The 24,084-nt window shown below is 48.4% G+C and carries 21 protein-coding genes; 12 read left to right on the top strand and 9 right to left on the bottom strand.

Going from position 1 to position 24,084, the window contains the following annotated elements; genetic code table 11:
• Positions 1-97: 97 nt before the first annotated feature.
• The 4 genes from AB4124_RS06525 to AB4124_RS06510 all read right to left on the bottom strand — a co-directional run bounded on the left by AB4124_RS06525 (position 98) and on the right by AB4124_RS06510 (position 3,859).
• Entirely contained in the window at positions 98-1,039 is a 942-nt protein-coding gene (locus AB4124_RS06525) for an AraC family transcriptional regulator (RefSeq protein WP_441971861.1), read from the bottom strand.
• Positions 1,040-1,314: 275 nt separating this feature from the next.
• A complete protein-coding gene (locus tag AB4124_RS06520) occupies positions 1,315-1,899 on the bottom strand; it encodes a TetR/AcrR family transcriptional regulator (RefSeq protein WP_441971859.1) in 585 nt (194 codons plus the stop codon).
• Between the two features lie 7 nt (positions 1,900-1,906).
• Complete coding sequence (locus AB4124_RS06515; protein ID WP_441971857.1) at positions 1,907-2,656, bottom strand: alpha/beta fold hydrolase; 750 nt, start codon at positions 2,654-2,656, stop codon at positions 1,907-1,909.
• Positions 2,657-3,001: 345 nt separating this feature from the next.
• Positions 3,002-3,859, bottom strand: coding sequence for a glycerophosphodiester phosphodiesterase family protein (locus AB4124_RS06510; protein WP_441971855.1), 858 nt, complete (start codon positions 3,857-3,859; stop codon positions 3,002-3,004).
• A gap of 141 nt (positions 3,860-4,000) precedes the next feature.
• Between AB4124_RS06510 and AB4124_RS06505 the strand changes: the two genes are divergently transcribed.
• From AB4124_RS06505 to AB4124_RS06475, 7 genes are all read left to right on the top strand, one after another.
• Entirely contained in the window at positions 4,001-6,166 is a 2,166-nt protein-coding gene (locus AB4124_RS06505) for an extracellular solute-binding protein (protein ID WP_441971853.1), read from the top strand.
• A gap of 320 nt (positions 6,167-6,486) precedes the next feature.
• Positions 6,487-7,566: an extracellular solute-binding protein gene (locus AB4124_RS06500; RefSeq protein ID WP_441971851.1), complete on the top strand. Its 1,080-nt coding sequence runs from the start codon at positions 6,487-6,489 to the stop codon at positions 7,564-7,566.
• Between the two features lie 110 nt (positions 7,567-7,676).
• Positions 7,677-8,690, top strand: coding sequence for an ABC transporter ATP-binding protein (locus tag AB4124_RS06495; RefSeq protein ID WP_379410791.1), 1,014 nt, complete (start codon positions 7,677-7,679; stop codon positions 8,688-8,690).
• Between the two features lie 16 nt (positions 8,691-8,706).
• Positions 8,707-10,419, top strand: coding sequence for an ABC transporter permease (locus tag AB4124_RS06490; protein ID WP_430110699.1), 1,713 nt, complete (start codon positions 8,707-8,709; stop codon positions 10,417-10,419).
• Between the two features lie 386 nt (positions 10,420-10,805).
• Positions 10,806-12,785: a peptidase U32 family protein gene (locus AB4124_RS06485; protein WP_441971848.1), complete on the top strand. Its 1,980-nt coding sequence runs from the start codon at positions 10,806-10,808 to the stop codon at positions 12,783-12,785.
• 109 nt (positions 12,786-12,894) lie between these two features.
• Positions 12,895-14,202, top strand: coding sequence for an aspartate aminotransferase family protein (locus AB4124_RS06480; protein WP_441971847.1), 1,308 nt, complete (start codon positions 12,895-12,897; stop codon positions 14,200-14,202).
• Positions 14,203-14,214: 12 nt separating this feature from the next.
• Positions 14,215-15,090 carry a UbiA-like polyprenyltransferase gene (locus AB4124_RS06475; RefSeq protein ID WP_441971845.1) on the top strand — a complete coding sequence of 292 codons (876 nt, stop codon included), beginning with the start codon at positions 14,215-14,217 and terminating at the stop codon, positions 15,088-15,090.
• A gap of 65 nt (positions 15,091-15,155) precedes the next feature.
• Here AB4124_RS06475 and AB4124_RS06470 read toward each other — a convergent pair whose 3' ends face one another.
• A complete protein-coding gene (locus tag AB4124_RS06470; RefSeq protein ID WP_441971843.1) occupies positions 15,156-16,904 on the bottom strand; it encodes an alpha-glycosidase in 1,749 nt (582 codons plus the stop codon).
• 344 nt (positions 16,905-17,248) lie between these two features.
• Here AB4124_RS06470 and AB4124_RS06465 point away from each other — a divergent pair, with 344 nt between their 5' ends.
• Together AB4124_RS06465 and AB4124_RS06460 are read left to right on the top strand one after the other, a co-directional pair.
• Positions 17,249-17,509, top strand: coding sequence for a metal-sensitive transcriptional regulator (locus AB4124_RS06465; RefSeq protein WP_076322276.1), 261 nt, complete (start codon positions 17,249-17,251; stop codon positions 17,507-17,509).
• 225 nt (positions 17,510-17,734) lie between these two features.
• Positions 17,735-18,748 carry an NADP-dependent oxidoreductase gene (locus AB4124_RS06460; RefSeq protein WP_430138049.1) on the top strand — a complete coding sequence of 338 codons (1,014 nt, stop codon included), beginning with the start codon at positions 17,735-17,737 and terminating at the stop codon, positions 18,746-18,748.
• 293 nt (positions 18,749-19,041) lie between these two features.
• Here AB4124_RS06460 and AB4124_RS06455 read toward each other — a convergent pair whose 3' ends face one another.
• The 3 genes from AB4124_RS06455 to AB4124_RS06445 form a co-directional block, all read right to left on the bottom strand.
• On the bottom strand, positions 19,042-19,533 hold the full coding sequence (locus AB4124_RS06455; protein WP_076322275.1) for a cytochrome c biogenesis protein CcdC: 492 nt from the start codon (positions 19,531-19,533) through the stop codon (positions 19,042-19,044).
• A gap of 126 nt (positions 19,534-19,659) precedes the next feature.
• On the bottom strand, positions 19,660-20,220 hold the full coding sequence (locus AB4124_RS06450) for a TetR/AcrR family transcriptional regulator (RefSeq protein WP_441971841.1): 561 nt from the start codon (positions 20,218-20,220) through the stop codon (positions 19,660-19,662).
• Positions 20,217-20,936, bottom strand: a complete 720-nt coding sequence (locus AB4124_RS06445) for an MBL fold metallo-hydrolase (RefSeq protein WP_430110712.1) — start codon at positions 20,934-20,936, stop codon at positions 20,217-20,219. The genes AB4124_RS06450 and AB4124_RS06445 overlap by 4 nt, the downstream gene beginning before the upstream one ends.
• A gap of 229 nt (positions 20,937-21,165) precedes the next feature.
• Here AB4124_RS06445 and AB4124_RS06440 point away from each other — a divergent pair, with 229 nt between their 5' ends.
• The 3 genes from AB4124_RS06440 to AB4124_RS06430 all read left to right on the top strand — a co-directional run bounded on the left by AB4124_RS06440 (position 21,166) and on the right by AB4124_RS06430 (position 23,415).
• Entirely contained in the window at positions 21,166-21,357 is a 192-nt protein-coding gene (locus AB4124_RS06440) for a hypothetical protein (RefSeq protein ID WP_076322272.1), read from the top strand.
• A 137-nt stretch (positions 21,358-21,494) separates the two neighbouring features.
• Positions 21,495-22,025 (top strand): sigma-70 family RNA polymerase sigma factor, encoded by a 531-nt coding sequence (locus tag AB4124_RS06435; RefSeq protein WP_379410764.1) that lies wholly within the window; start codon positions 21,495-21,497, stop codon positions 22,023-22,025.
• Positions 22,018-23,415: a DUF4179 domain-containing protein gene (locus tag AB4124_RS06430; RefSeq protein ID WP_441971838.1), complete on the top strand. Its 1,398-nt coding sequence runs from the start codon at positions 22,018-22,020 to the stop codon at positions 23,413-23,415. Before AB4124_RS06435 ends, AB4124_RS06430 begins: the two co-directional genes overlap by 8 nt.
• A 116-nt stretch (positions 23,416-23,531) precedes the next feature.
• Here AB4124_RS06430 and AB4124_RS06425 read toward each other — a convergent pair whose 3' ends face one another.
• Positions 23,532-23,978, bottom strand: a complete 447-nt coding sequence (locus tag AB4124_RS06425; RefSeq protein WP_339270034.1) for a hypothetical protein — start codon at positions 23,976-23,978, stop codon at positions 23,532-23,534.
• Positions 23,979-24,084: the final 106 nt, after the last annotated feature.

The following is a 24,084-nucleotide window of genomic DNA, read 5'->3' as shown; positions in this document are numbered from 1 at the left end:
ACTTGATTCTTCGTTATTGCTTGCCCCGAGTATAGCATGGGAACGATCGCTTCGATTTCACTATCGTGTTTATTTATTGGATTATCGTACCGGGGTGTTAGTCCACCGTTTTAAAAGCATTCTTTTTATAGTATGCGGGAGTCGTCCCCGTATATTTCTTGAAAATGCGGCAGAAATAGGGAAGCTCGTTAAATCCGACCTTGAAGCACACGTCGGTTACCGTGAGTTCAGGCTCCGTGAGCAGCCGCATGGCCATCCGTATCCGGTAGTTGGCCAAGTATTGGCTGAAGGTCCGGCCTGTAACCTCCTTGAATCGGCGGCAAAAATTAGTCCGGGACATCATCGTCCGGGCACACAGATTCTCCAGCCATAGGGGCTGGTCGTAATGGTCATGAATATACTGGACTGATTCCAGGATGGGCTCCCGGTACTGGTCGCTACCGACGGATGTATGCTTCCCTTGCTCGGCATACTCGCGGTTCACGATCGCCAGCAGCTTCAGCAGATTGGCTTTCAGCAAAATATCAAAGAATGGGCCCCGGCTTCCGTATTCGGCCAGCATTTCGGTGAGGAGCTCTTTCACGGCGAGGTCGCTGCTGCCGGTCAAGGTGATTTTGAGCGGGACGCGGTCTTCGGTCGTTACAAAAGGCTTGATGAAGGAAAGGTCGAACAGCTGCGCCTCGGTCGGCGTCTCATTCAGTCGTTCATTAATGAAGGCCGGCATGAATTCGCACCCCAGCACCTCCAGCTCTTTGCCCGGTATCATCTCCACGCGATGGACGCTATAAGGTGGAAGCACGAATATGTTGCCTTGGACCATCCGGTATTTTTGACCATAGAGCGTATGGATGAATTCACCTTTGCTGACATACCAGATCTGAAGATAATCGTGCATATGGTCGGACAAACTCCCGAACTTTTCGGTAATTCGGTACATTTTGCAGGGCAGGCCATTCGTCATTTCCAGCTCCGATGTAAAGTAGGCGATTCCTCTTCGGGTACACTCGGCGATATCCGGTGCCAACCAGTGAATAGCCATGATTCATTACCTCCTCATGCGCGTGTTGATCCTGTTATTAACAGCATAACTGATTAAGGACATGAAGGAAGAGAAAAAGTAGAAAAAGTTAATCGAATTCAAGGCGTTCAGGAGAGGAACGATGTTACAAGGAGATTAATTGGTGGGGACGGTACGTTGTATTAGGCTAGGCTCATTTCTAAAGATCAAATCCTCTTTCGCGTGCGAAGATCAAGTTTCGTGTTGCAAAGAGCCGAGGCGTCCTGAAACACAGGTGCAACCTCGGCTCTTTTTTGTTACGGGCAAAACTCCTTCAGCATCTGCTCCTTCACTTCATCAATGGGGAAGTGCTGGGGATACGTGGATATCATCAGCATAATCCCCTGCAGAGTAGAAGAAAAGTACAAGGAGCGCTTGTGCGGGTCGGGAACTCCGAGGCTTTCGAATATACGGCATTGAATCTCAAACTGTCGTGCAGCCTCTTCCACAAGACGCCTGCTGTAGGGGAACAACTCTTGATCCGCTTCGGGTTGGGTTTGAAGATGCAAGTAAAACCGGAATACTTCCGGCTGCTGATAGACGTTGTCGATGGCTTGCTCCAGAATAAATTTCAGCTGCTCTGCAGGTGCTTGGAGTGAAGCGGCATTCTCTATGACTTCCGCAACGCCTGCGATTCGCTCCTCAACCATGGCGGCCAGTAGTCCTTCCTTGCCTGAAAAATAGTTATAAAGCAGCCCTTTGGATATCCCGGCTTGCTTGGCGACATCACTAATGGAAGTGGCATGGTAGCCCTGATGGATAAACAAATCCATGGCGGCTTCTAAAATTTTGTCTTTTGCTATCTGGCGTATGCGCTCGTTCTCGCTGGGTGTGCGTGGCATGAAATCTTCATTCCTTCACAAATTTAGTGATATGGCGGGATAACTCCTCCGGATGCGTTAATGTGACCATGTGATCCGCTCCCGCGATGGTGGCAAAATCAATGCTCGGAACCCTCCGAAATTGTTCTCCTACCTGCTGGTTATCAGGCAGTTCATGATCTCCTATGATAAACAGCGTTTTGGCCGAGATTTCCTGTAATCGCTCCATCGCCGACGGCTCCGGCCAAATCGAGTCAAAGGTAGACCAGGTAAACGTACGTTCAAAATGGTGCCGAAGCATATGGATCATAAGCTCCCGCTCGGGACGGTTTCTTGTAATTTCATAAGAGGGCGGCTCTATGCACAGCTCGATCATTTTCTCGATGTCAGGGGCAGCAGCGCTTACCCGGAGCATGTAAGTTTGCATTTCCTCAGAATAAGGAAACCCGGACAGGGCTGGTGCAATGACAATCAGTTCCGATACTCTTTCAGGATAATGGATCGCGAACTCCGTGGCAATCCGGCCGCCCATAGAATGACCGATAACCGCAGCTTGCGAAATATTCAGATGATCAAGAAGAGACAACAGATCTTCAACATAGTTTGGCGGCTGAACGGGAGAGGGAGATCGTCCGGCTCCGCGGCCGTCAAAGGCAATCACATAAAAGTTCTCAGATAAGAGAGGGACAAGATAGCCCCAATCCCGCATATCCGCTCCACCGCTGTGAACAAGGATGACAGGCTTACCGTTGCCGTGAACTTCGTAGTGCAGATCCAATAGAATACCCTCCAATCGATTTCCAATCATTTGGAACACTTGATAAGGCTTATTTTATTATTGAATGAACGTTTAGTCAATTTAAAATTCAATATGAATCCTCCTACATCCGAGTTGATGATTGGATGCTCTAACAAGGCAGATTAGCTAGCCATACGGGTGGTGTTATATCACACCTGCGGTCATTTGGAAAGACTGTCAGATATAATAAAATGAAGGGCTGTCTTATCAGAGCGAACGTGATCATGCAGCTACATATTTGTAGTAACCGCTTGTACGTTATGCTCTAATGACTAACCCTTCACTTTCATAATCGATTTAAGGCCTGTCATAAAAGAGCAGGCATCATGAGTTCCGTTTTTTCGTGCGGTATGCCGACAGCAAAGCAGGCCAGTCGGTCTGAATAACATCAATTTTTTTATCTATCAATCGACCCCAGCCATGATCCGGACTTTGCATAAGGGAGGTATCATCGTCCAATCTGGCAAACAGCATCGTAACATCATCCAGATTGATTGCATTCGCCCACACGAATAGGTTCAGGTTATGCAACCTTTCAATCACTTCATCCTGAAACAATGGGTGTGCTTCCGTATCGGCGATTAGCTCCATGCCAACCAAATTGATATGTGGATACTGCAAGACGGTGTCGATCTGCTCCATGGTATGGACAATGGGCATAAACATATATTTTGTCGGGTAATCATTCAAAAACTGCAAATGCTCTTCTGTTACTGGCCCTTTTAATAGAATTTGGTCTGTCATATCGGATTGATCCAATAACTCCAGCACTTCTGGCCATATATCCCAGCCTCTGTCGATATTTATCAAAGTATCGCCTTTAAAATAGGAAAGGACGTCCTTCAAAGTCTCAACTTTATAGCTGGTTTGGTGGTAGATGCTATTAAAATAGGTTAGACTTTCTATCTCTTGTGAACTCATCGTTTTAATGTTTTCCGTTCTGTGCAGCAGCTTTCGTTCCTGTCCGTCATGAAACGTATATAATTTCCCGTCTGTTGATTTGATGACATCGACTTCCAGCATATCGCCGCCTTGCTTGAGGGCGACTTTATAGGCAGGGATCGTATTTTCAATAATGTTGCCACCCGAGCTGCCTCTGTGCACCGCAATTAAGACGCCATGAGCATCTAGCTTTCTTTGCAGCAAATGATTGATTTCACCATACTCATACTTACCTATCATATGCGTATCTACCTCGCTCCTGATGTTGAATATCGACATCGTACATTAAATATTGGAACGTGTCAATCTTAATGATTGTTTTCGGTGAGCCTGATTTGAGCTAGAATGTAAGAGAATATCGTAAGGAGGTCTGCGGGGAATATGCCAACCATAAAGGATATTGCAAAGGAAGCGGGAGTTTCTCATGGAACAGCATCCAATGTATTAAATGGGAAGGGCAATGTCAGCGTCAAAAAAATTCAATTGGTTGAAGAAGCTGCGAGAAAATTAGGATACAAAATGAACTATAAAGCGAAATCGTTGCGTTCAGGAGCGACCCATTCTGTTTCCATTATCATTCCCAGCATCGAATCCGATATTTATATTCAATTGTACAAAGGCTTGGATAAAACACTGACAACCTTGGGTTATCGCACCCATCTATACATTACTTATGATCAGCCCCATAACGAAAAAAAAATTATCAAGGAAATCGCGGAGGAGCGGGTGACGGGCATTGTGTCCATATCCTGCCTGGATGATGCCAATGCATATTATGAGGAGATCCAAATCCCGCGTGAACATATCATTTTCGTGAATCGGGAAGTTCAAAATGCGGAGAAGTTTATTTCTTTTGATTTTCAGAAAGCCGGAACGGACATCCGTTCCTATATCCGAACCAATGGATACACGACCGTGGGCATATTTGCGGATGATCATAAATATTCTTGTGAGCGTTGGTTTGTGGAGGCGATTCTTCAGGATTTGAAAGAGATCGATACGAAGGTGCTTCATGTTCCTCTGAACCAATCGTATCGCAAATCGTTTGAGTTTTTTGAGAAAGAACTGCCGGAAATCATCATTACTACAAGTTTAAGCAGGGCTTCGCTTCTTAAGAATGCGCAGTTTTGGGGAAGCTTACAGAAACTTCCTGAAATCGTATGTCTAGGTGCGACTTCATCTACTTATATGGATTCTTTCACGGTTTATCGTCAAAATTATCATCTGTTAGGTCACAACATTGCGAATTTAATGATTCAGCAAGTTAAACATGAACGAGAGATTGACTCTAAAATCATGGTGGAAAACGACGGAATTGCAAGCTGGGAGCATGTCATCCAGCAAGCGGATCAAAAGACACTTACGATCCTTACGATCCCCAGTCCAACTACGGATGCGCTGCATAAGCTGCTGCCTCACTTTACCAAAAACACTGAAATTAAAGTACACTTGGCTATCCATTCATATGAGGAAATTTATCAAATATTAACGGATCCGAACAACGATAGTCATTATGACATTATCCGTATGGATATGGCCTGGCTGTCATGGTTCGGTAAAGAAATATTTCGACCCTTGCTGGGCCTGAATGATGATTTGGACCGGTTGATACAATCATTCCCACCGCATATGCGCGACAATTACTCCCAAATCGAAGGGGTACCCTATGCGATACCGTTTGATCCTAGTATTCAGATGCTTTTCTATCGGACAGATTTATTTGAGGACCCCAAAATTAAACGGATGTATTATGAGGCCAATAAAAAGCAATTAAGTCTTCCTCAAGATTTTGATGCTTATAATGAATTGGTGCGATTTTTCTCGAAATCTCATTTCAGTCATTCGCCAACCGAGTATGGCACCAGCATGACATTGGGCAGAGCTGAGATTGTTGCTGTAGAATTTCTGACGAGGTATTATGCGGCAAATGGAAAACTGGTTGATGAGAACGGCGTGCACTTAAATACAAAAATCGCGGCCAAAGCTCTTCAAAGTTACCTGGACACGATGGAGGCAGCGCAGTTATTGGATGAGTCATGGTGGGGAGAGGCTGTAAACAGCTTTGCCAGAGGCGAAACGGCCATGGTCATCGGCTTTATGAACCATGTATCACGGATCGCGCATAGTGAAATTGGCAATTTTATAGGTTCGGCATCTGTACCGGGAGAAAAGCCCCTTCTGGGCGGCGGAGTCATAGGTATATCCAGGAATGCTATAAACGTTCAGGAAGCAGTAGCTTTATTGCAATGGGTCAATAGGCTTGAAGTGGCGGAGCAAATCAGTTTGCTCGGCGGAACATCAGCCAATTCCCTGGTGTGCAATAATCAAGCGGTTCGTACATTATACCCTTGGCTGCATGAAGCCCATAATATGAATGAAAAGGGTGTCCGCGATACCAAGTTTCTGAACGGAGGCGGCTTTAACACGAAGAAGATGGAGCAGATCATTGGCCGTGCCATTGAAGATATGTTGAAAGGTCCGGGAGATATCGGCGAGACCATAGACCGCATAAATTCGGAATTACGTGCTTTCACGCTTGAATTTTAATAATGGGATTCCTTTCATGCGAACCGCCCTCAAAAGGGGCGGTTTTTTTGAGATTAAAGCGTACTATGTCAAATAAGCGAAGCGTAAGCAATTCTTTAATCGCACTTATATATTTTGGGGTCCCCGCAAAGTATTTGGAATAATCATCGAAGCATAGGCTCCACTTTGCGGGGCTATTTTGCTTTATTGTAAATGCGATGTATAGCTTGTGTAAAAGATGTGTTAAATCATTTCTGGCGTATTGACGCACTCTGAGAGTCAAAATATAATAAACTTGAACAAAAATTGATACGTTCCAATTTTGAGGGGGCTGATGGTTTATGAATAAGACAAACGCAAAAAAAATGAGGTTCGCTATCATTGCAATGGGATTGATCACTAGCCTTTTGACTGGCTGTATGGGCAATGGCACAGCAGATTCTGGCAATAAAGCAGAGGGTGGAAAGAAAGCTCTTGTTGTTTATTCAAATTCAGCATCGGACGGGAGAGGGGACTGGCTAAAAGAGAAAGCGGCAGAGCAAGGCTTTGCCATTGAAATCGTTGAAGGTGGGGGCGGTGAAATTGTAAACCGTTTGGTTGCCGAAAAAAACAACCCGATTGCAGATGTCGTCTTTGGACTCAATACAGTAGATTATGAAAATTTCAAAGAAGAGGGCCTGCTTGAGCAGTACAAGCCGGTCTGGGCATCGGAGGTTTCGGACGGGCTGAATGATCCGGATGGCTACTATCATGCCCTGGTGAAACAAGCGATCTTCCTGATCTACAACTCGGAGATGTATGACGTGAACACAGCCCCGAAGGATTGGACTGATCTATGGAACAACGATCAATTCCATAACAAGTATGCTGCTCCTTCCAGCTTTGGCGGAGGCACGACAAGAGCGGTACTTGCAGGAATATTGGTCCGTCATCAGGACCCGAATGGGAAATACGGCATTTCGGAAGCGGGCTGGAACGAAGTGAAGAGTTATTTGCAGTATGGATTTTATGCTGCGGAAGGTGAGGATTTTTACGCCAACCTGGCGAGCGGAAAGTCTCCACTCGGTCCGATGTGGTCAAGCGGCATCGCGGAACGCGAGAAGCAATATGGAGTGAAAGCCGGAATTGTCAGACCGGAGATCGGCGTACCTTATGTGGTTGAGCAAGTTGGTATTATCAAAGGAACTAAAAATCTTGAAACAGCGCAACAATTCATTGACTGGTTTGGCAGCGCGGAAGTACAAGGCGAATGGTCAAAAACGTTCTCTTCCATGCCTGCAAATGCCAAAGCACTGGAGCATGCGCCGCAAGAGATCAAAGATATGGAGGCATCCTTAAAGCCGCAAGATATCGATTGGTCGTTCGTTGCCAAAAACATCAATCAATGGGTGGAGAAAATTGAGCTTGAGCTAGTACCATAATAAGTTGGAAATACGGCATCTCTCTGCAATCTGGTTTTTCATATACCGTCGAAACAACCGGATTGGTCGGATAGATGCCTTGTTTTTTCCGCAAAGAGGATGTGAACGCGATGATTGAATTTAGAGATGTTGAAGTGAAGTATGGCGATTATACCGCATTGCACCATATTAATCTAAAGATCGAAGAAGGTGAATTTTTCACACTGTTAGGTCCTTCCGGATGTGGCAAGACGACAACGCTGCGGAGTCTGGTCGGTTTTGTGAGCCCGTCACGCGGGGATATTTATGTGAATGGACGCAATGTGACAAGCCTGCCCGTGGAAAAAAGAGAAATCAGCATGGTCTTTCAAAATTATGCGCTGTTCCCGACGCTCAATGTGTATGAGAACATTGCATTTGGTTTGAAAGTAAGAAAAACATCCAAGCAACAAATCGATGCGGAAGTAAAGGATATCGCAAGGAAGGTCGATTTATCCGATCAGCAGTTAATGAAAAAAGTATCTGAGTTATCCGGCGGACAGCAGCAACGGGTTGCAATTGCAAGAGCGCTTGTGTTGAAGCCAAGTATTCTTGTGTTGGATGAACCACTCTCCAATTTGGACGCAAGCTTGCGCGTACAATTACGAAATGAATTGAAGAAGCTGCAGAAGAAGTTTGGCATCACTTCCATTTATGTTACGCATGATCAGGAAGAAGCGTTGACACTATCCGACCGAATTGCTGTATTTCATAACGGGGCTATTGAACAGGTTGGAACACCTTTTGAAATATATAATAAATCGGCTACAGAATTTGTCTGCAATTTTATTGGCGATATTAACAAACTGGATACAACCATTGTAGATAAGATACAACGTCAATCGGGTGTTCCTCTTGATATGACGAAGGAGGGATATTTACGAACCGAAAGAGTGCATACGTCTCTAAAAACAGTTGAATCCGGCTTTGCTCACTTAAAAGCAAAAGTTGTAGATATCGATTATTACGGTCTGTTCACGAAATATACGTTTGATGTGGACGGGTCGACCATTCGAAATATTGAAAAAGAAGACGGCATGATCAAACATGAACTGGGTGACGATGTTGATTTATTTATTAACGCCGCTGACATTTTGCAGTATTAGGAGACGATAATTTCTTATGTTAAACATAACAAAGTGGAAGAATGCGTTGTTTTCCGGCAAAACGACGGCAGTTGTCATTGGAGTGTGCTTGGCATGGTTTGTTGTTGCCTTTTTACTCTACCCTAACCTTAACCTGCTCAAATCGGTGTTTTTTTCAGACGGCGGATTTTCATTGGAGCCCTTTCAGAAATTGCTTGGTTCAGAGAGAGCGCTGAGAAGTCTGCTGAACAGCTTTGTCTTGGCGATCTCTTTGGTGATTACCGTTAATGTTATTGGCATTTTCCTGGTGCTTGTCGTTGATTACTTTGATATTAAGGGAGCAAGAATCCTGCGTTTGGGCTATTTTACTACGCTCATATACGGCGGGGTTGTGCTGGTATCAGGTTACAAATTCATATACGGGGAGCAGGGGATTATTACAAAAGCGTTGATGGGGGTATTCCCTGATTTCAATCCTTCATGGTTTCAGGGCTACGGTGCTGTTTTGTTTGTCATGACGTTTGCGGTGACTTCAAATCACATCATATTTCTGTCCAACGCCATCAAGAAATTGGATTATCAAACGATTGAAGCGGCCAAAAATATGGGAGCATCCACATTCTATATTTTAAGAAGAATCGTACTGCCCGTATTAAAACCGACCCTGTTTGCTATTACGATCCTGCTGTTCCTGACAGGACTTGGTGCCACCTCTGCGCCATTAATCGTAGGGGGAAGGAACTTCCAAACGATAACGCCGATGATCCTGTCTTTTGCACAAAGCGTTACATCCAGAGACATGGCATCCCTACTGGCCATTATTCTCGGGGTATCTACCTTAATTTTATTGACCTTAATGAGGAAAATTGAAAAGAATGGTAACTTCATATCGATCTCCAAAGTGAAATCGGAGATCAAGAAGCAGAAGATTAACAACAGGTTTGTAAATATAATCGTTCATATGACAGCGTATCTGTTGTTTGTTATCTATGTATTTCCCGTTGTGCTTATCATAATCTTTTCCTTCACGGATGCATATAGCATTTCAAATGCAACGTTATCCTGGAATCGTTTCACACTGGACAACTATACTATGCTGTTCACCCAGGCCGATGCTTATAAACCGTATCTGGTAAGTATGCTCTATTCGGCGATGGCAGCCATTCTGGTCGTAATTCTGGCGCTGGTCGTCTCACGTATCCTTCATAAATACAATAATAAGTTGTCGGCCGCTTTGGAATATTCCATGTTGATTCCATGGCTGCTGCCTTCAACACTGATTGCACTTGGGTTGATTATTACGTATGATACTCCGCGGTTCATTATGGGCAACAACGTGTTGACGGGAACCATGTGGGTACTGCTTATCGCTTATGTCATTGTACAGATTCCATTTACGTTACGTATGCTCAAAGCTGCGTTCTTCACGATTGACAGTTCACTGGAGGATGCGTCCAAAAGCTTGGGTGCAAGCACATTCTACACCTTCAGAAGAGTATTGCTTCCGATCATCTTGCCATCGACATTAGCAGTGCTCGCACTGAACTTCAATGGACAGCTAGCCGATTATGATCTGACCGTCTTCCTGTATCACCCGCTGCTCCAACCGCTCGGCATCGTGATCAAGAATAGTACGGATGCTCAGGCATCTGGTGATATGCGGGCGCTCGTACTTGTTTACTCTGTCGTGCTGATGGCCATCTCAGCGGTTACGCTATATCTTGTTTATGGCAGAAAACCAAAGCATTAATTACAAAACTCCCTTTGATCAACCAAGCTCGGATTAAATACGTGCCTGGTAGTAGTCGAAGGGAGTTTTGATAAAGAAAAACGTATATCGACGTACATCCATGAAGACAGACGGCGGTTAGCTGTAATTTTTCTTGCGATATCAGGAAGGACATGCTTCGAAAGTTGATACCTTAAAAAAATCCTATAAGGCAACACTGCTCCCTGTGCGTACGATCCGTGGTTCGGGGCATGCTTGGATGGCTGTCGGTGATATTGCTTTTGTTATCTCCGTAAATACCTGCATACGACCCGTGCGAATCCGGCTGTGAATTAATTCACTTTTATTGATTGTGAATTATGTTACAATCAATAAAATTAAAATTTACGGATTAGGAGGAACGGACAATGGCTCGTTATTTTAACGGTAAAGAAGTGGAACTGTTGGCTCCTGCCGGAACATTCGAGATATTCAAAACCGTCATTGACGCAAACTGCGATGCCGTATATTTCGGGGGACCATCCCTAAATATGCGCATGATGCGCAAGGGCTATAACTTAAGTTATGAGGAAGTCAGAGAAGCTGTTCAATTGGCCCATGAGCGCGGTAAACGCGCCTACATTACAGTGAACAACCTGATGGATGAAGAGGACCTGGAGGAAGCGAAGCGTTACTTCGCCTTTTTGAACGAGGTTGGCCCGGATGCTATTATTGCGCAGGATCTGGCCGTGTTTCCCCTGATTCAAGAGATGAACTATACGAATATTCCGGTTCACTCCTCGGTCATGATGAACGTGCACAATCTAGAGATGATTGAAGCCGTCAAAGCATTGGGCGTTTCCCGTATCGTGGCTTCCCGCGAGATGGACCTGAAAACGGCGGAGGTGCTGCACGCTAAGAGCGGCATGGAGTTCGAGTACTTCGTGCACGGCGATATGTGCACCGTTCACGGTGCGAACTGCCTGTACAGCTCCATGCTGTTTGGCAACAGCTCCAACCGGGGACGATGCATGAAGCCTTGCCGCTGGGATTATCGGGTGAAAAAAGATGGATACCTCTATCCTACCGAGTACCCGCTTGCTGCAAAAGATATGTATATGTACGAGCATATTCCGGAGCTGGTCAAGTCCGGCATTACCAGCTTCAAAATTGAAGGACGCATGAGAGATACCGAATTTTTGCTGATGGTTGTTAATGCTTACGGAGATGCCATCGATCGTTACATTGCGGATCCGATAGGCTTTAACCGCGAAGCCGGGGCAGATACGCTGCATAAAAACCGGAAGCGTGATTTCACGACAGCTTATGCCTTTGGCAAGCCGGGACTGGAGTTCATCAATCACCGTTATGAAGGAACAGGCAAGTTTTACAGTACGGGGAAGGTGTTCAGCACGCCTACCGCGGAACGCGAGATGAAGGAGGAACGGGTGCTTCAGGTGAAGGAATCGCTGCATCAAGCGAAGCGGGAGCAGCCGAGCACGTCGATTCCGCAAATTACGGTGCATGTCAACACGGTAGAGCAGGCCCGTGCGGCAATCGAAGAAGGGGCGAACGTCATCTACCTGACAGGTGACGTGTTCCAACCGGATCTGCCATTCGGCCGTGAAGATATCGAAGCTTTGACAGCGGATAAAGGGAACACCGAAATTATTCTTGGCATGCCCCGCATGATGAATGAACTTCATATGGAGCAGTATTATCAATTCCTCAGTGCAGGCAAGGAGCATAACCATTATGGTCTGGATGGCTTGCTTGCGTCCAACATCGGTGCCATGCACAAGTTTCAATCCCTAGGGCTGCCAATGATTGCCGATTTCAGCCTGAATATATACAACCATATGGCGGCTTCGTTCTATCAGAAGCATTTTGGCATATCCAGAATCAATCCGTCCCTTGAGCTTCAGCTCCATGATTTGACGAAATTGCTGCGTCATCCGGAAATTCCAATCGAGTTCATCGTTCATGGCTCGCCAATCGTCATGTATCTTGAGCATGACTTATACGCCAATGCGGCCGAGTTCGAGCCTATTGCGGAAGAGGATAACAAGTTTGTGGATAACCGTCATCTCGTGCTGCTGACGGACAAAGGGGAGAACCCCGTATACCGGGATGCTGCAGGGCGTAATCACTTGGCACTGTCGAAAGAGCTGTGCAATATGCCGTTCTTGAAGGAGCTGCACGAAGCTGGCGTGAATCATTTCCGCATTGAAGGAAAGACGTATACGACGGAGCAGCTTCGCGGCCTGGTGCGGATATATCGCCAAGCTGCCCTGAATCTGGATTCATGCAGCAGGCTGTATGCAGACATGACACCGATCTATGCCGGTTATACACTGGGTTCGCTCCAATTCGGCCATACCCTGCAGCTTGAGCTGACCGAAGTATGAGATGAGCTCCGAAACGGAGAATGAAGATGAGCCCGCATATGGCTATCATTTTTGATATATTTTCACGGAACATAGGAGAAACGAGATCAATTCAAAGAGGTGAATATCCATGACGCATGCAGATCCGACGTATATCGGTCCCGAAGCTATCGTGGCAAAACGTAGGGAGTACGGCTACCCCTGCACGGCTAATTTCTACAAAGAGCCGCCTCAGATCGTCAGCGGCAAGATGCATAAACTTTACGGCCATGATGGCAAAGCGTATGCCGACTTCTTCACGGGGGTGTCGGTTGTCGCTTGCGGTCACTGCAATGATGCCATTACTGCCCGTACGATCGAGCAACTGCAGAAGCTGCAGCATACGTCGACCATCTACCTTACCCAGCCGATGGTGGATTTGGCTGAGCGGTTGGCAAACGGCATTTTGCCTGGCAATCTAAAGCGTTCGTTCTTCGTGAACAGCGGTTCCGAAGCGAATGAAGGCGCACTCCTTCTCGCACGTTTGCACACGAAACGCCGCAACTTCCTGGCGCTGGAATACGGCCTTCATGGCCGCACTTTCCTGACCATGAACGTGACCGGCATCCCGATGTGGCGTACCGATGATTTCCTGGACCAGGATGTGACTACGTTTATTCCGCGTCCTTATGATCCTGCCATGGATCAGGATGCTGCCGCTCGCCGCTCCCTGGATGCGTTGGCGAGTGTGCTCGCTGCGAAAGGAGACACCTTCGCCGCAATGATCGTAGAGCCGATCCAAGGCAACGGGGGAATGATCGTACCGCCGGATTGGTATTTCCATGAGCTGAAGATGATGCTGGAGGAGCATGGGGTTCTTCTGATTGTCGATGAAATCCAGACAGGCTGCGGCCGTACCGGACGCATGTTCGCGATCGAGCATTACGGCATCGTGCCCGACATTCTGACCATGGCGAAGGCACTAGGCAATGGCGTGCCCATCGGCGCTTTCTCCACGACGGATGAGATTGCCGCCAGTCTAAACCGACCATCCGCCTCCACTTTCGGCGGCAACCCGGTGTCATCGGCCACGGCGCTTGCCGTATTGGATTACATCGAGCAGGAAGCTTTGGTCGAACGTTCTCTGCGTGTCGGCGGACGGCTCATCGATGGTTTGAGGGAGCTGCAGGGCCGATACGAGCTGATCGCCGATGTCCGAGGCAAGGGCTTTATGGCCGGGGCCGAAATCCGGGGAGCGACAGACGAGGAAAGCGCAGCATGGACGGATATCATTCTGGAGCGCATGAAGGAAGAAGGATTCATTATCGGCAAAAATGGCATCGGCCGAAACGTGCTGGCGTTCCAGCCGGCCATGATGATTCCGGAGGAAGATATCGTGGCCATGCTCAGCGCCTTGGACGAAGTGCTGGCTGGGTTATCCCAATTCGTAAACGAATGAGGTTGGATCCGGATGCAAATGATCAATAAAGTCGTTCATAAGACCAAAATGTTCGGAGAACTGGTCATGTTCTCCCACACGCTGTTCTCGCTGCCCTTTGCGATCATTTCCATGATCTGGGCCGCGGGCGGCGTACCGTCATGGCATGTCATGCTGTGGTCGTTGATTGCGCTGGTTGCCGCACGCAATGGGGCCAATGCCTTCAATCGTATCGCCGATTTGAAGTTCGACGCCGCGAACCCGCGAACGGCGAACCGCCATATGCCGAGAAAACTTCTGCTGCCTCGCGAAGTGTACGTGTTTGTCATCGTTAACTTTGCCATCTTCATACTCGCGGCAGGGATGCTGAACCAGCTCTGCTTGTGGCTCTCACCGGCAGCGATTATACTGATCTGCTCGTACTCGTACACGAAGCGCTTCACCTGGCTGTGCCATCTGTACCTGGGCTTCACGATTGCTTCGGCTCCGATCGGGGCTTGGTTTGCCGTAACGGGGCAATTTGCCTTCATTCCGTTTATCATCGGTACCGTTGTGATGCTGTGGATCGCGGGCTTTGATATCATTTACGCAACACAGGATATCGAATTCGATCGCAGCACCGGCTTGTGGAGCATTCCCCGCACGTTTGGGTTAGAGGGCGGACTGCTCATTTCCAGAATGCTGCATGGGATTATGGTCATCCTGCTGGTTTCCCTTTACTTTATCCAAGGCTTGGGCTGGCTCTACTTGACGGGAATTGCTGTCTCGGTGATACTGCTTGCCGTGGAGCATCGCATCATCAAGCCTTCCAGCCGCAGGCGGATGCATCTGGCATCCTATAACCTGAATCAGGTGATTAGTTTGACGATTCTGCTCTTTACCTTGGCCGACCAATTTTTGCTCGGATAAAAAAACTCCCTTCGACTGCCAGCCCGCATACACGGGCCATATGGCACTCAAAGGGAGTTTGATTTTTATTGACCGGCCTTTAAGATGGCAAAGCCATAGGCGGGCAGCTTCACGGTCAACTGGCCTTGCTTCGCACTAAGGCCTTCGCCGTTCCACAGGTTCGTCCACTGATGATCCAGCACAGGGACGGTCATTGTGTTGCCCGCCTTGTCGTTGTTGACGGCAATGAGGATCGTTTCGTTGTCGTCCTCGCGCAGGTACGACATTTTACCGCCGTTCTTCTCGGCCTTCAAGAATTTGAAGGTTCCCGTACGGAGAGCGGAATGCTCTTTGCGGAGCTTAATCAGCGTTTGATAGAAATGGAACAGGTCCTTATCATGCTTGGACTCATCCCATTCCATGCATTTGCGGCAGCCCGGATCGTGCCCGCCGTCCATGCCGATTTCGTCGCCGTAATAGATACAAGGCGTGCCGAAATACGTGAACTGGAACATCGCGGCAAGTTTCATCAAGCGTTTGTCGCCGTTCGCCTGCGTTAACAGTCTTGCAGTGTCATGGCTGTCCAGCAGGTTGAACATCACTTCGCTGGCTTGTCTTGGGTAACCGGCAAGCTGTTTGCCAAGCATGAAGGAGAATTTCTCGGCATCGGCGGTACGATTGATGAAGAAGTCCAGTACGGCATTCGTGAACGGGTAGTTCATGACAGCGTCAAACTGGTCGCCTTCCAGCCAGATGGAGGATTCATGCCACACCTCGCCAAGGATGTAAGCATCCGGGTTGGCTTTTTTCACGACTTGACGGAATTCGCGCCAGAAGCTGTGCCCTACCTCGTTGGCTACATCCAAGCGCCAACCGTCGATACCCGTTTCCTTGATCCAGTACTCGGCTGCCTTGAGCAAGTAAGCTCGAACTTCTGGGTTCTCCGTGTTCAGTTTCGGCATCAGCGGCTCGAATGCAAAGGTATCGTAAGTTGGGATGCCATCCACCACTTCCAGCGGCAGGGAGCGAACGTAGAACCAATCCTTATATTTGGAGTTCATACCGTTCTTCTGCACGTCAACGAATGGCGCAAACGTTCTGCCGGAATGATTGAAGACTGCATCCAGCAAGACTCGGATTCCGCGTGCATGGCACAGATCGACGAGTTTCTTCAGCGTGTCCTTGTCGCCGAACTGCGGATCGATTTCCATATAGTCTTCGGTATCGTATTTATGGTTTGTTGTTGCCGTGAACAGCGGAGTGAAATAAATCGCGTTAACGCCGAGCTCGCTTAGATAATCGAGATGGTCGATAACCCCCTGAAGATCACCGCCGAAGAAGTTTTTCGGCGTCGGTTCGGCACTGCCCCAAGGCAAAGCGCCTACCGGGTCGTTGCTTGTATCCCCATTCGCGAAGCGTTCCGGGAAGATTTGATAGAAGATCGCATCTTTGACCCATGTAGGCGGGTGGAAAACGTCATCCGGATTGATGAACGGGTATTCGAACAGGCGGTCCGGATTGGCCGGCGGCTCCGTCAGGAAGTCATATTCGGTCATCCAGCGTTTCTCGTCGCCCTGCTGGAGCAGGAAGCCGTATTTCAAGCGGCGGTAAGGAGGGGTTGCCTCGCACTCCCAATAATCGAACATTTCATCCGAGGACAGCTTGGTCATCGGAATGTATTCCATCGTCTGATCCCACAGGTACTTGTCGCCTGCGAGGGCGTACACTTCGGTAATGTCGTCTTTTTTGGTGCGGATTCTGAGATGGATGGTCGTACCGTTATAGGCATAGGACCAGTTTTTACGCGGACGGTGATAGATGGCTTCCAAGAACATCGATAATTCCTCCTTAAGTAAGTGAAATTAAAAAAAGGCACAGCCAGGACTATGAATAGCCGAGGTTGTACCTTTGTAAGATAACATTGCCTTTAAATTATGAGGTTTGGATCTGGATGACTATGAATTCATTCGTTATTTAAAAATATACCATGTGCTCTTGGCGTATACAAGCCCTATAACGAAGTTGCTAATGCTATGCAGCAGCGAGCAGCAGGATGCAGATTTTCAAGCGGGATTCTGCCGGCGGGGCAGGTCGTAAGGAAAGAGCGGGCGTTTGTTGTATAATATAAGGACAAGGATAAGCCTGACAGTGCAGATACGTATTATAGGAGGACAGTCACATGCAATACGACGATCAGATGAAAAACCGGATCAAGCGGATTGAAGGACAGCTTCGCGGCATTTTGAAGATGATGGAAGAGAATAAGGACTGCAGGGAGGTCATCACGCAATTATCCGCTTCGCGTACGGCAATCGACCGGACCATTGGCGTTGTTGTCAGCTCCAACCTGGTGGATTGTGTACGGCAGGCCGAAGCGAACGGTGAGGATACGGAGAAGCTTGTGCAGGATGCCGTTAATCTGCTCGTGAAGAGCAGGTAAACGTTTGAATAGCAGGCAGGGTGAAGGTCTGGATGAACCGCTCCCCTCAGGTATCCGACTCATGATGGAACCACTTCAATTTTAGCGGAACCCTCGAATTAAAATGTACCCGAACGCAAAAGGATCACCGGTCGTTAACGGGTCTGGCGCTAAGGCTAGGAAATTTGTAAACGGACAAAATGGGTAAAGATAAGATGACGGTTTTTCTTAAAGGAGGGTACTCAGATGTCTGTGAACGAACAAATAATACTAGCCAAAAGGCCGCAAGGCATGCCGGATGAGTCGGATTTTACCTTTGAGGAGCAGCCTTTGCCCGTTCCGCAAGCTGGAGAAGTCCTGGTACGGACCGTATACTTGTCGGTGGATCCGTATATGCGGGGCAGAATGAGTGATGCCAAAAGTTACGCGAAGCCCTACGAGGTAGGACAGGTTATCGCTGGAGGCGCAGTAGGGCAGGTGATGGAATCGACGGACCCGACCTATCGGGAAGGCGATTTTGTTGCAGGAACATGGGGCTGGCAGCGCTTTGCCGCCGTGCGGACCGGAACGCTGCGTAAGGTCAACCCGGATCTGGCACCCGTATCGACCGCCTTGGGTGTGCTGGGGATGACCGGTTTGACTGCCTATTTCGGACTGCTGGATATCGGTCAGCCGAAGGAAGGCGAGACGGTGGTGATATCGGGTGCCGCAGGCGCCGTAGGCATGATTGTCGGGCAGATTGCCAAGATCAAAGGAACCCGGGTGATCGGTATTGCCGGTTCTGAAGAGAAAACCAAGTACCTGACGGAGAAGCTGGGGTTTGATGCAGCGATCAATTACCGGACCGAAGATCTGGCATCGGCTTTAGCGGAAGCTTGCCCGAATGGGGTGGACGTCTATTTTGACAATGTCGGCGGTGAGGTTTCCGATGCGGTGCTGCGTCTTATCAACAAAAATGCACGGATTCCGATTTGCGGCCAAATCGCACTCTATAACCTGGAGAAACCCGATACGGGTCCGAGAATCCAGAGTCTGCTGCTGACCAATACGGCACTGATGAAGGGCTTCTTGGTCGGCGACTACGCCAGTCGGTACAATGAGGCATTGCATGAACTGGCCGAATGGCTGAGGGATGGTAAAATTCAGTACGCCGAACATATCGTCGACGGTTTCGAGCAGACTATTGAGGCGTTTCTGGGGCTCTTCTCCGGGGAGAATCTCGGGAAGCAGCTGGTGAAGGTAAGCGAAGAGCAAAGCTAGTCTTTTGACAGACAAAAAATAAAAGAGTGTCGAATTTACGCACTTCGCAAGCCTCCTCATACGGGAGCTCTGCGAGCGGAAGGGTCATAGCCTTCCGGCTTGCGTGATCATCGGCACTCTTTTTTTTGCGCAGAAACGAAGTGGTCGCCTTTGCCCCCGGATTTTAACCATGATATGAATGTATCGAGAAATCTGGGGGCAACAGCGATTCGGAAGAATAATCCGCATTCGTAGTGATGCTTAGGCTAAGAATCTTTAATTCAACTTATATAGTTAACGATGGAACATGTCCGCTATATAGCCGCTTCTGGTGTCGTAAATTGCTGATACTGGCGATACATCGAAATGCGCCAGTGGACAATCATGCCGTAAGCCAGCATGAAGAACAACGCCGCGGTCTGCGGGATGGAAATATGCTGCTCGATATATCCGTGGAGCAGAAGCCGGATTGCCAGTAGGCCGAGCAGAATGTAAATAAAGCTTTTCGATTTCTGCATGAAAATCTGGCCATCGACCTTCTCGAATTTGGTGCTGCGAATCAGTGGATAGGAGAAGATGAACCAGCCTACCAGAAAGGCAATACCCGCCCACCATATGGGGATGCGTACTTGCGGCTCAACGAACATCAGAAACCCGGTGCTCATGGCAACGGGAGGGATGATGATCTTCTTGACGGTGACGGGTCGGTGACTCGCTTTCATTCGAATGAAAATAACGGTCAGTGCCATAACCAGCATCACAATCGTAGAGCCTATCTGAAGAATTGGGGAATCGAAATTAACCACAATTCAGAACCTCTTTCCATAAATAAAATGACATGACAATGTGCTGCCTTCTGATTATAGCACATTCTGATGCCAGGCAAAATCAGGCAGGTGCGGGAGGAGCAGCGCTGTTAGCGCCGGCTGTCTTTAAGATTGGAGTCCATCGATGAAAATCCGGATCATGAAATTGAGGCTTTCGTCTACATCCAAATCCATGGCGAATTGACCCCCACGTTCCAGAGATGAGAAGCCATGGCACAGGCTGCGAAGTGTCCGCACAGCATGCAGCGCCTCCGGCTCACTGAGCTGGTAAGGAGCTAAGATTTGGAGCAGAAGCTCGACAATCTGATTGCCTATTTGCTGCGTCTCCTGCTGTTCCGGACGGAGAGGCTGCAATGCGGCTTCGTATAATCCGGGGTGAGATCTGGCAAAGTCAACATAGGTAAGGCATACATAACGCAGGGCATCTTCGCCTGACCGACCGGCGACAGCGTTCAGCAGCCGATCATGCAATGTCTGGAGGCCATACAGCATCAGGGCGGCATGCAGACCGGGCAGTCCGTCTACGTGGTTATACAGGGAAGGCGACCGAACGCCCAGCTTACCTGCAAGTGCGGCCAAGGTTACGGTATGAAGCCCATCCTGATCCGCTAGTTCGGAAGCGGTTTGAAGCAGTTGAAGCCGGTCGATTCCGGGTCTCGGACTCATTTTGCATTCCTCCTCATAATAGATTCCGCATGCGCAACGGCCTGCTGCATGGGAGCCGCCGGATTCTTTAGCATCCGTCCATGGCCGACAGCCAGAACGGCGGGCTTCCGTGCGGTTAGCATTTTGGCGCTTTCCAGAGCAAGATCCTTGCTCCAGGTTGCCATGGCAGGGAAGGGAAACCAGGGCTTGAACACACCGGATACGGCTAATCCGCCCCGTGTCTGCCAAGCATCGCCGGCAATCAGGATACCGCTGCGCTCATCAAGGAATGCCATATGCCCCGGCGTATGTCCGGGAGTGGCGATGGCCTTGAGCGAACCAACGGATTCCCCGTCACCCAGAAGCACATCCGGAACGGTGGTTATGTTTTTGGGAATATCTCCGCGAATCGGAGTTTGCAGCTCTCCAGGTTGGAGCTCGGCATTTCCCTTTAGCAGCAGTGCATCACGCCGCGAGATGTAAACCGAAGCATTCGGAAGCTCTTTCTTTAACCCGTCGAGCGCCCCGACATGGTCGCCGTGAGCATGGGTCAGCACGATCCGGGTGATGGGCTTTCCTATAGCGGAGGCCGCTTGAAGAATTCCCTTTTGGGAAAATGACATACCTGTATCAATCAGCGTAACCCCGTCGTTTTCTTCTACAAGATAGACATTTATMGGGAAAAGACGAGGAAGAAAAGAAATTTGAGTTACGTGTTCAATCGTTGTTATTAACATAATACAATTCCCCTCTCATTCAAAACTAATATTATTAGTATAATAACTAATAATATTAGTTTTATCAAGCCTGAATTTTAACATTTTCATGAATAGGCTCGTTTAACCCCTAAAATTTTTATAAATTTACCAAATTTTGAGTGCAATTTTCATCATTTTGAGTTACCATAAAGATAGATATACGGAAAAAATTGTAGATTATTGAGATAAAGGGTGAGGGGCGGACGACATGGATATTTTCAAACGCATCGTACTTCTGATGGTGATGTATGCCTTCTCCGCGGTACTTCTGTATGTAGCCAGTCAGCACACGCCATATCTGCTTCCTGTCATCTGGCTTTCTGCGCTTATGCTGCTGTTATGCGGCATCGGATATCTAGGATACCATTACTTCTTTAAAGGACGCAGAAAACGAAGTTAATCGAGAGATACGTTCAAGTCTGCCTGCCAGGGCGGACTTTTTTTGTGTGGAAAATAAAAAAACCGTTTGAATCGCTTCGCAGTCTTATATACAGAGATGAATACAAACGAGGTAGGTCGGAGGGGAAGGGTAATCGGATGATGGAAAATAAAGAGCTTGCGGCTGCTGCCTGCAGAGGGGACGAGGAAGCGTTCTATGCACTCGTTACGGAGCACCGAAGGCGCCTATACGGAATTGCGTACAGTTATTTGCATAACGAGAGTGACGCACTGGAGGTATTGCAGGAGACGGTATGCCGGGCGTGGATGAAGTGCCGGAAGCTGAAGCATCCAGAGGCATTTGTTCCTTGGCTCATTCGGATCCTGATTAACTGCTGCGTGGATGAGCAAAAACGAAAAAAGCGCATGGTTCCGGTTGAAGAAGTTCACAGCCGGGAGACGGCTGCCGAGATGGTCAGCGATAGCAAGCTGGATCTGGAGCGTGGGCTCAGCCGCATGAAGCCTAAATACCGCCATGTGCTGATTTTGAAATATTATCAGGACATGACGATTAGTGATATCGCCAAGATTCTCGATGTTCCGGAGGGTACAGTCAAAACCCGGCTGTATCAAGGATTAAAGATGCTTCGGCAAAAAATCGAGCCAGGAGGTGCCATATTCCATGTTTGAGAAGGAAGAGCGAATGCTGAAGGAGATGAATAGGGACGCGGAGATCAGCGCAGCTGTTGTATCCGATGAAGCATTGGACGCGGCGGTGCGAAGCGGGATGCGAAGAGGACGGCGCACGCAGCGGGGCCGGGCACGAATGGCTACCGTCTCTGCCGTGCTTGTAACGATAGCGGCTGCGCTGCTGTTCGTGGTATGGAGCGGGAACGAAGGGCTGGTGAATCCCCAAAAGCAAATGGCGGCTCAAGGGCCGTATCCGCCATTGACCGGGTTTGATTTCGGAGAAGATATTACGCTGAATACAGCCAACAAACACGGCATGATTCAGCCGGTGAATCAATCGGTGACCAAGGGGGATTATACGGTAACAGTGAACGGGATACTTGTAGGCTCCCAGCAGATGGAGGTGTTCTATACGGTCCAAAACCATGCGGAGAATCCTGCAGACTTAAAGAGGGTGGAGATGAAGCGCCGGGAATCCAGCGAATCGCTGCCTTATAGTATCGGGTCGTCGGGTGGAACTGAGATTAAGCCCGGCAAACTGTTCCGTTCCCGATCAGACATTCAGATGGGCGAGAATCACCCTATACCTGAGGAACTGACGTTATCTTTTAGGATCGCCCCCTATTCGACGAATACGGTTTATGAATCCGCTACAGAGAACGAGCAGATGCTCGATATTAACGTATCCGTTGATATGGAGACCGTTCAGAAGTATACCAGCACCATTCCGCTCAACAAAATGCTGCAGATTGAGAGCCAGAGGTTCTATTTGAAAGAAGCTGTGTTGTCTCCTGTCGGAATCGTCTTGAAAGCGAACGTCCCGTCCAGTAATACGATGAAGGTAACCGGCTTATGGGATGTATATTTGGAAGCTGTGGTTAACGGCGAGAAGATCAGATTGAACAGTGATTCCGCATTCTTACCCGGTGCCGGGGGAGGGGATATGACTTACTTCTTCGACAGCAATATATTGGAGAAGCCAGAATCAATCACGCTGAAAGCAAGCGGATTCCAGGCGGTGGACCCCTCGAAGATGAAACTCGTGGTGGATACGGATAAGAAAGAGATCATCCGTTCACCGGACGGCGACCTTCGGTTCGGAGAGTACACGGGCCATACCCTGACATTTGAATACGAAGAACAGACTGACCGGCATATGGGCAGTGTGTCAATTGAGCCGGAGTTTGTGGATGGAGAGGGGAAAAAGCATAGGATCAATGAAGATGCTGGGGGGCTCAGTTCCTCGTCCCGATCCTCTTCGGATACCGAAGTAAGCCTCATCACACAGTATATCCACCTTAAACCCGGGGATTACCCGCAGCCGCTGACGTTTACGTTAAGCAGCTACCCTGGTGTCATGGAGCAGGCATTCGAGGTGCCGATTCAATAAATTTAGAGATGCTGAAAGCTCATCAGGATAACCACAACGCCGAATGCGATGGTCATTTTGCCGGCGCGAATAAGGAACCGCCCCCGACCATGTTGGCCGGAGGACGGTTCCTTTTTTCATTTATGATATCTTGTATCATGGGATTGATTACACGATTCCCTATGCTCGGTAGAGGAGCTGCCTTCAGGTCCCTTAGCATCCAGGAGTTCAATAAGCGCTTTGGGCACCCCGTTAAGCAGCAGCCACTCACGAAGCGTTTCGATGGCGCGGATATGGCCATTTCCTTCATCCCGCCAAGTCAGCAGCTCGACGACCTTGATGACGAGGAGCATCAGTTCCATTTTGTCATGCTCGGTTTGATCCGCGCGGATTTTTTGGAATACGGCTTCTTTCTCCCAATCCAGCAGGATCTCTTCCCCAATGGTTGGTCTCATGAGTGAATAGCTGTAATCGCACTGCGGGCAGAGTACCGTGGTGAACTGTTCTGATTTGAACGTAACCCCGATATCCGCTTGGCACTGACGGCAGTGAAATTGGACTTCAATTGCTGAGTTTGTTTCCATGACTATGATGCCTCCTTCGAAGAGAAAGGTATCTACTTATACCCATTAGTCGGTAACTATGACCCATCTTCCGATGAAAGAGGCCTATGAAACATGAAGAAGGAAC

The organism is Paenibacillus sp. 2KB_20, from assembly GCF_052115765.1.
In the GTDB taxonomy this organism is placed as follows: domain Bacteria; phylum Bacillota; class Bacilli; order Paenibacillales; family Paenibacillaceae; genus Paenibacillus_AQ.
The sequence above is the reverse complement of the archived record's forward strand: the minus strand, read 5'-3'. Positions and strand labels throughout refer to the sequence as shown.

Coding starts and splice junctions, on each gene's coding strand:
- AB4124_RS06495 (WP_379410791.1), top strand. CDS start 7,677: ATGATTGAATTTAGAGATGTTGAAGTGAAGTATGGCGATTATACCGCA.
- AB4124_RS06450 (WP_441971841.1), bottom strand. CDS start 20,220: ATGAGTCCGAGACCCGGAATCGACCGGCTTCAACTGCTTCAAACCGCT.
- AB4124_RS06525 (WP_441971861.1), bottom strand. CDS start 1,039: ATGGCTATTCACTGGTTGGCACCGGATATCGCCGAGTGTACCCGAAGA.
- AB4124_RS06500 (WP_441971851.1), top strand. CDS start 6,487: ATGAATAAGACAAACGCAAAAAAAATGAGGTTCGCTATCATTGCAATG.
- AB4124_RS06430 (WP_441971838.1), top strand. CDS start 22,018: ATGTTTGAGAAGGAAGAGCGAATGCTGAAGGAGATGAATAGGGACGCG.
- AB4124_RS06440 (WP_076322272.1), top strand. CDS start 21,166: ATGGATATTTTCAAACGCATCGTACTTCTGATGGTGATGTATGCCTTC.
- AB4124_RS06480 (WP_441971847.1), top strand. CDS start 12,895: ATGACGCATGCAGATCCGACGTATATCGGTCCCGAAGCTATCGTGGCA.
- AB4124_RS06465 (WP_076322276.1), top strand. CDS start 17,249: ATGCAATACGACGATCAGATGAAAAACCGGATCAAGCGGATTGAAGGA.
- AB4124_RS06435 (WP_379410764.1), top strand. CDS start 21,495: ATGATGGAAAATAAAGAGCTTGCGGCTGCTGCCTGCAGAGGGGACGAG.
- AB4124_RS06485 (WP_441971848.1), top strand. CDS start 10,806: ATGGCTCGTTATTTTAACGGTAAAGAAGTGGAACTGTTGGCTCCTGCC.
- AB4124_RS06490 (WP_430110699.1), top strand. CDS start 8,707: ATGTTAAACATAACAAAGTGGAAGAATGCGTTGTTTTCCGGCAAAACG.
- AB4124_RS06475 (WP_441971845.1), top strand. CDS start 14,215: ATGCAAATGATCAATAAAGTCGTTCATAAGACCAAAATGTTCGGAGAA.
- AB4124_RS06470 (WP_441971843.1), bottom strand. CDS start 16,904: ATGTTCTTGGAAGCCATCTATCACCGTCCGCGTAAAAACTGGTCCTAT.
- AB4124_RS06505 (WP_441971853.1), top strand. CDS start 4,001: ATGCCAACCATAAAGGATATTGCAAAGGAAGCGGGAGTTTCTCATGGA.
- AB4124_RS06520 (WP_441971859.1), bottom strand. CDS start 1,899: ATGCCACGCACACCCAGCGAGAACGAGCGCATACGCCAGATAGCAAAA.
- AB4124_RS06460 (WP_430138049.1), top strand. CDS start 17,735: ATGTCTGTGAACGAACAAATAATACTAGCCAAAAGGCCGCAAGGCATG.
- AB4124_RS06510 (WP_441971855.1), bottom strand. CDS start 3,859: ATGATAGGTAAGTATGAGTATGGTGAAATCAATCATTTGCTGCAAAGA.
- AB4124_RS06425 (WP_339270034.1), bottom strand. CDS start 23,978: ATGGAAACAAACTCAGCAATTGAAGTCCAATTTCACTGCCGTCAGTGC.